6 protein-coding genes are annotated in these 4,649 nt (G+C 52.1%); 1 reads left to right on the top strand and 5 read right to left on the bottom strand.

Features of this window, described 5'->3' with window-relative positions:
* Together H7U12_RS20810 and H7U12_RS20805 are read right to left on the bottom strand one after the other, a co-directional pair.
* On the bottom strand, positions 1-677 hold a 677-nt coding region (locus tag H7U12_RS20810; RefSeq protein WP_186641784.1), incomplete at its 3' end, for a YdcF family protein.
* A gap of 88 nt (positions 678-765) precedes the next feature.
* Positions 766-990: a DUF2905 domain-containing protein gene (locus H7U12_RS20805; RefSeq protein ID WP_186641782.1), complete on the bottom strand. Its 225-nt coding sequence runs from the start codon at positions 988-990 to the stop codon at positions 766-768.
* 257 nt (positions 991-1,247) lie between these two features.
* Between H7U12_RS20805 and kdsB the strand changes: the two genes are divergently transcribed.
* Entirely contained in the window at positions 1,248-1,994 is a 747-nt protein-coding gene (gene kdsB / locus H7U12_RS20800; RefSeq protein WP_186641780.1) for a 3-deoxy-manno-octulosonate cytidylyltransferase, read from the top strand.
* A gap of 60 nt (positions 1,995-2,054) precedes the next feature.
* Here the strand turns inward: kdsB and H7U12_RS20795 are convergent, their stop codons facing one another.
* The 3 genes from H7U12_RS20795 to gap form a co-directional block, all read right to left on the bottom strand.
* Positions 2,055-2,399 (bottom strand): translation initiation factor, encoded by a 345-nt coding sequence (locus H7U12_RS20795; protein WP_186641778.1) that lies wholly within the window; start codon positions 2,397-2,399, stop codon positions 2,055-2,057.
* Between the two features lie 16 nt (positions 2,400-2,415).
* The gene (locus H7U12_RS20790) at positions 2,416-3,309 is read right to left on the bottom strand and encodes a diacylglycerol/lipid kinase family protein (protein WP_186641776.1); all 894 of its coding nucleotides are present in this window, start codon (positions 3,307-3,309) and stop codon (positions 2,416-2,418) included.
* A gap of 182 nt (positions 3,310-3,491) precedes the next feature.
* The gene (gene gap / locus H7U12_RS20785) at positions 3,492-4,487 is read right to left on the bottom strand and encodes a type I glyceraldehyde-3-phosphate dehydrogenase (RefSeq protein ID WP_186641768.1); all 996 of its coding nucleotides are present in this window, start codon (positions 4,485-4,487) and stop codon (positions 3,492-3,494) included.
* Positions 4,488-4,649 lie beyond the last annotated feature (162 nt).

The following is a 4,649-nucleotide window of genomic DNA, read 5'->3' as shown; positions in this document are numbered from 1 at the left end:
ATGAGCAGGTCATCTAACTGGGAACTACGGTCGTGGGTCTGGAAATCGGCAGGAAACGTGTCGATTTCCAGACCCACTTTTTTAAAGCAGCCCTGGGCCCGCCGCATGTGAAAGGCCGAGGTAATGAGCAGAAGTTTCCGAAGCTGAGGTTGGGACTGGAGTAGCTCCTTCGTATAGAGGGCATTCTCGTGGGTGTTGCGGCTGCGCTCCTCCAGCAGAATATCGGCGGCGGGTACTCCGGCATACAGGGCGGTCTGCTGCAGGTTGCTGGCCTCGGTCTTTTGCACTTCTTTGATGAAACCGGATCCGCCGGAGATGATGATCTTTTGGAGCTTGCCCATTTTGTAGAGCTGAATGGCATCCAGTATCCGTTCTGCCCCTTCTTTGTAGTGGACGCGGTCGTGCGGCGATCTGTTCACTTCGGTCACACCGGTGAGCACAATGCCCGCATCATACGGCTTCACTTCTTTCATCAGGACGGCTTCCGGCTCCCAGGCCAGCCAGGCTTCGTTGCTTAGAATAGGATTGGTAAAGAACAGCAGCAGGAAAAAACTCGCCCGGAGGGTTAGCTTCTTTTTAGCCTGATTTCTGAAAAGCAAGCCTAAAACGAACAGGAAGAAAATCCAGACCACGGGCGAGGCGAGGTACTGGAGCAGCTTAGACAGCAAAAAGAACATACTTTCAAAAATACAGCCCCAAAACGCACCTCCTGCCCTATCGGCTTAGCAGGCGGTTTTATCATTGAGAATGGGCTTCTTCATAAAACTACCCAAAGAAACGCCGGATAGCCCAAAGCACCAAACTGAGCACGATGCTCACCAACAGCATGGTGGTAAAAGGCGCGAAGAATTTAAAGCCCGGCCGCTCCACCCGAACATCGCCGGGCAGGTTCCCAAACCAGTTCATCCGCGGTCCTCCCAGCCAAAGGACCAGCCCAAAGACCACTAGAATGATTCCCAAAATGACCAGATATTTTCCCAGCGGTTGCATCTTCTCAGAAGTTAAGTAATGGAATACATATTTATAAATGTACTCTAATCAGGCGATGATAGTTTTAGTCCCGTTTTCTGAAAACAGGCTTAAAACAGATTCTGTTCAACTATACGGCAAGAGTTACCGGCTACTACCTAGTTCTGAAAAGGGTGTTCACTGGCGGATTTCATCGTTCTGAAATAATGATATCTTTGCGCGAGTAAAGCTGCGGTGGCGCGGCTGCCCTAATTAGTATCCCCGTAAATCCAGATTCTATGAAAGCTGTTGGAATTATACCTGCCCGATTTGCCTCAACCCGTTTTCCCGGTAAGCCGCTGGTGATGCTGGACAGCAAATCCATGATTCAGCGGGTATACGAGCAGGCGCAAACCGCTGCCTTAGACAAGGTACTGGTGGCCACCGATGATGAACGGATCAGGGAACATGTGCTGGAGTTCGGGGGAACGGTGCTCATGACCGCCGACCACCACCAGAGCGGCACCGACCGCTGCTATGAAGCATACACGCAGTTAGACGAAGAATTTGAGGTGGTGGTGAACATTCAGGGCGATGAACCCTTCATCCAGCCCGAACAGATCAACAAGGTGCTAGGTTGTTTCGCGCAGCCCGAGGCGCAGATTGCCACGCTTATCAAACCCGTTCAGTCACCGGAGGAACTTTTCAACCCGAATAGTCCCAAAGTGGTCATTGGCGCCCAGCAGCAGGCGCTTTACTTCAGCCGTCATCCTATTCCCTATCTGCGGGGAGCGGAGCAGCACGACTGGCTTTCCCGCCACGCCTATTACAAGCACATCGGGATCTATGGTTACCGCAGCTCGGTTCTGGGACAGCTGACGCAATTACAACCTTCGGCGTTGGAGAAAGCCGAATCGCTGGAGCAACTGCGGTGGCTGGAGCACGGCTTCAGGATTATTACCGCCATCACTGAGTTGGAGACCATTGGCATTGACACTCCGGAAGATGTAGAGAAAGCGCTGCAGTACCTCAAAAGCCAGAAGTAACTAGCTCTTGAGATGGAAAAGATGCGCAAAACCGCCGATTCGCCCCTGTACGTGAGATAATCAGCCGCCGGCTTTTTTTGCTTTGTAGCCCAGATCCAGCAGCAGTTGTAGCGCCTTGTCTCTGAAGTCGCCCTGGATGGTGATTTCGCCGTCTTTGGCGCCGCCGCCTACCCCGCACTTGGTTTTCAAGGTCTTTCCTAAAGTTTGGAGGTCGCTGTCCTGCCCCACGAAGCCCGTGATCAACGTGACTTGCTTGCCGCCCCGGCTCTTTTTGTCCAGCTGCACGCGCAGGTTCTGCTGTTGCGGCGGCAAGGTCTGCACTTCTCCCTCCTGCTGGTACTCGTACTCAAAATCTGGGTTGGTGGAGAAAACAACGCCTTCGCGGTTCTTTTTGTTTTTGCTCATGTTTTCAAAATTTAGCCTATAAAGAGGCAACAACTTCTAAGGACTTGGGGAACATCTGCACGGTGAAATCCTTCGCCTGTCCCATATACTCGCCGTCAGCGTGGAAATACTGCGGGGCCTCGCTCTGTACGGAAACGGTGGCGCAGGTGTGGAACTCGGCCAGGTTGGAATGGGCAATCTGTTTGGTCATCAGGCCATATCCTAACTGAATGGCTTCGGCCACGCCCACGTGCCTGATCAGGCAGACATCCATCAAGCCATCCTGAATGTTGGCCATGGGCGCAATGTAAGCGTTGTTGCCGTACTGAGACGCGTTGGCAAACGCCACCACAAAAAACTCAGAGGAGAGTTCGCGCCCGTTGATGCTCACCGTGGTGGCCTCGGCTTTGAAGTTACGGAACTCCCTTACCACCAGCTGAATGTAGCTGCTCAAACCCCGCTTGGTGCTCTGGGCGAATACCGAACTCACCAAGCCATCAAAGCCAATTCCGGCAGTGCAAAAGAATGGGTGCCCGTTGATGGCGCAGGAATCAATGCGGTGGAACGAGGGTTGGTTCAGCAGCCCAAGCGCATGGGGCAGGTTCAAAGGAATGCCCAAGTGACGGGCGAGTCCGTTGCCGGAGCCTTTGGGCAGAATTCCCAGGGCCGAGTTCGTGTCCTTTAACCCTCTGGCCACTTCGTTCACGGTGCCATCTCCGCCTATGGCCACCACCAGGCGAGCACCCTCCGTGGCGGCTCGTTGGGCCAGTTCGGTGGCATGACCCGCCCGCTCGGTGAGCACAATCTCCGGAACCCAACGGGTCGTATCCAGATGGGCCGAGATCAGGTCAGGCACCGATACACTGCTCCGGACCCCGGATTTAGGGTTCAGGATAAAAAAAGCCTTCTCCGGGGCGGTTGTATTTTCCATGGCAAGCAGGAGTTTCTATAGCATACAAGGCGAACTGCGGATTTCCCTTCTAAGTTGATAAAAGACGCGCAGCCGGGTTAGATCATCTTTTCCGTTTTAAAGCCGATTTGGTAAAAATACACAAAAAAAGTGGTGCCGCCGGAAGGCAGCACCACTTCAATCTATTTTGACCGGCTAAGAAATTAACCGATACGGGAGATCAGGTCAGCGGCACGGTTAGAATACCCGAACTCGTTGTCATACCAGCCTACTACTTTCACCAAAGTACCATTGGCGGCCGTCTGCTGGGCATCAAAGATGCAGGAATGCGGGTTACCCACGATGTCAATGGAAACGATTGGGTCCTCGGTGTATTCCAGGATGCCTTTCATTTCGTTCTGAGCGGCTTTCTGCATGGCAGCGTTGATCTCAGCTTTGGTAACTTCTCTTTTCAGGATTACCGTTAAGTCGGTCAAAGAACCATCCGGAATAGGAACGCGCATGGCCACACCGTCCAACTTACCGTTCAGGTGCGGCAACACCAAACCTACGGCCTTGGCAGCACCGGTAGAAGTTGGGATGATGGAAACCGCGGCGGCACGGGCTCTACGCAAATCGGCGTGCGGGGCATCCTGCAGGTTCTGGTCTGCAGTGTAGGCGTGAATGGTAGTGATATAGCCTTTCTCAATTCCGAACGCCTCATCCAACACCTTGGCCATTGGGGCAAGGCAGTTGGTGGTACAGGATGCGTTAGAAACGATGGTTTCCTGGCCGGTTAAGATTTCTTCGTTCACCCCTAACACTACGGTTGGGATGTTACCTTTGGCCGGAGCAGAGATCACTACTTTCTTGGCACCTGCCTCTAAGTGCCCACCGGCACCTTTCTCGTCCACGAAACGTCCGGTTGACTCCAATACAACGTCAACCTCTAATTTGCCCCATGGTAAGTTCTTAGGCTCACGCTCGGCGAATACCTCAATGCGGTTTCCGTTTACCGTGATGCTGTTTTCATCAGCAGAAACGGTTCCGTTGAAACGGCCATGAACTGAATCATATTTTAATAAGTGAGCAAGCGTAGCGTTGTCAGTCAGGTCATTAATACCTACTACTTCTACATTTTCGTGCTCTATCAGAGTCCTAAAGGTAAGACGGCCGATACGGCCAAAGCCATTGATGGCTACTCTTATTTTCTTAGACATGTTACGTAAGGTTTTGTTCTTGTTAAACAGCGGCAAGTTACATGATCCGGCAGGCAAAACAAACTAAAAATTTATCGGCTCATTTTGAGCTAATTACCGTTTAAACGCATTTTTTTTAACAAGGATGCTTGTCAGATTTAAAACGGCCCTCTATATTTGCAT

The organism is Rufibacter sediminis (genome assembly GCF_014269285.1).
GTDB lineage: Bacteria > Bacteroidota > Bacteroidia > Cytophagales > Hymenobacteraceae > Nibribacter > Nibribacter sediminis.
The sequence above is the reverse complement of the archived record's forward strand: the minus strand, read 5'-3'. Positions and strand labels throughout refer to the sequence as shown.

Coding starts and splice junctions, on each gene's coding strand:
- kdsB (WP_186641780.1), top strand. CDS start 1,248: ATGAAAGCTGTTGGAATTATACCTGCCCGATTTGCCTCAACCCGTTTT.
- H7U12_RS20790 (WP_186641776.1), bottom strand. CDS start 3,309: ATGGAAAATACAACCGCCCCGGAGAAGGCTTTTTTTATCCTGAACCCT.
- gap (WP_186641768.1), bottom strand. CDS start 4,487: ATGTCTAAGAAAATAAGAGTAGCCATCAATGGCTTTGGCCGTATCGGC.
- H7U12_RS20805 (WP_186641782.1), bottom strand. CDS start 990: ATGCAACCGCTGGGAAAATATCTGGTCATTTTGGGAATCATTCTAGTG.
- H7U12_RS20795 (WP_186641778.1), bottom strand. CDS start 2,399: ATGAGCAAAAACAAAAAGAACCGCGAAGGCGTTGTTTTCTCCACCAAC.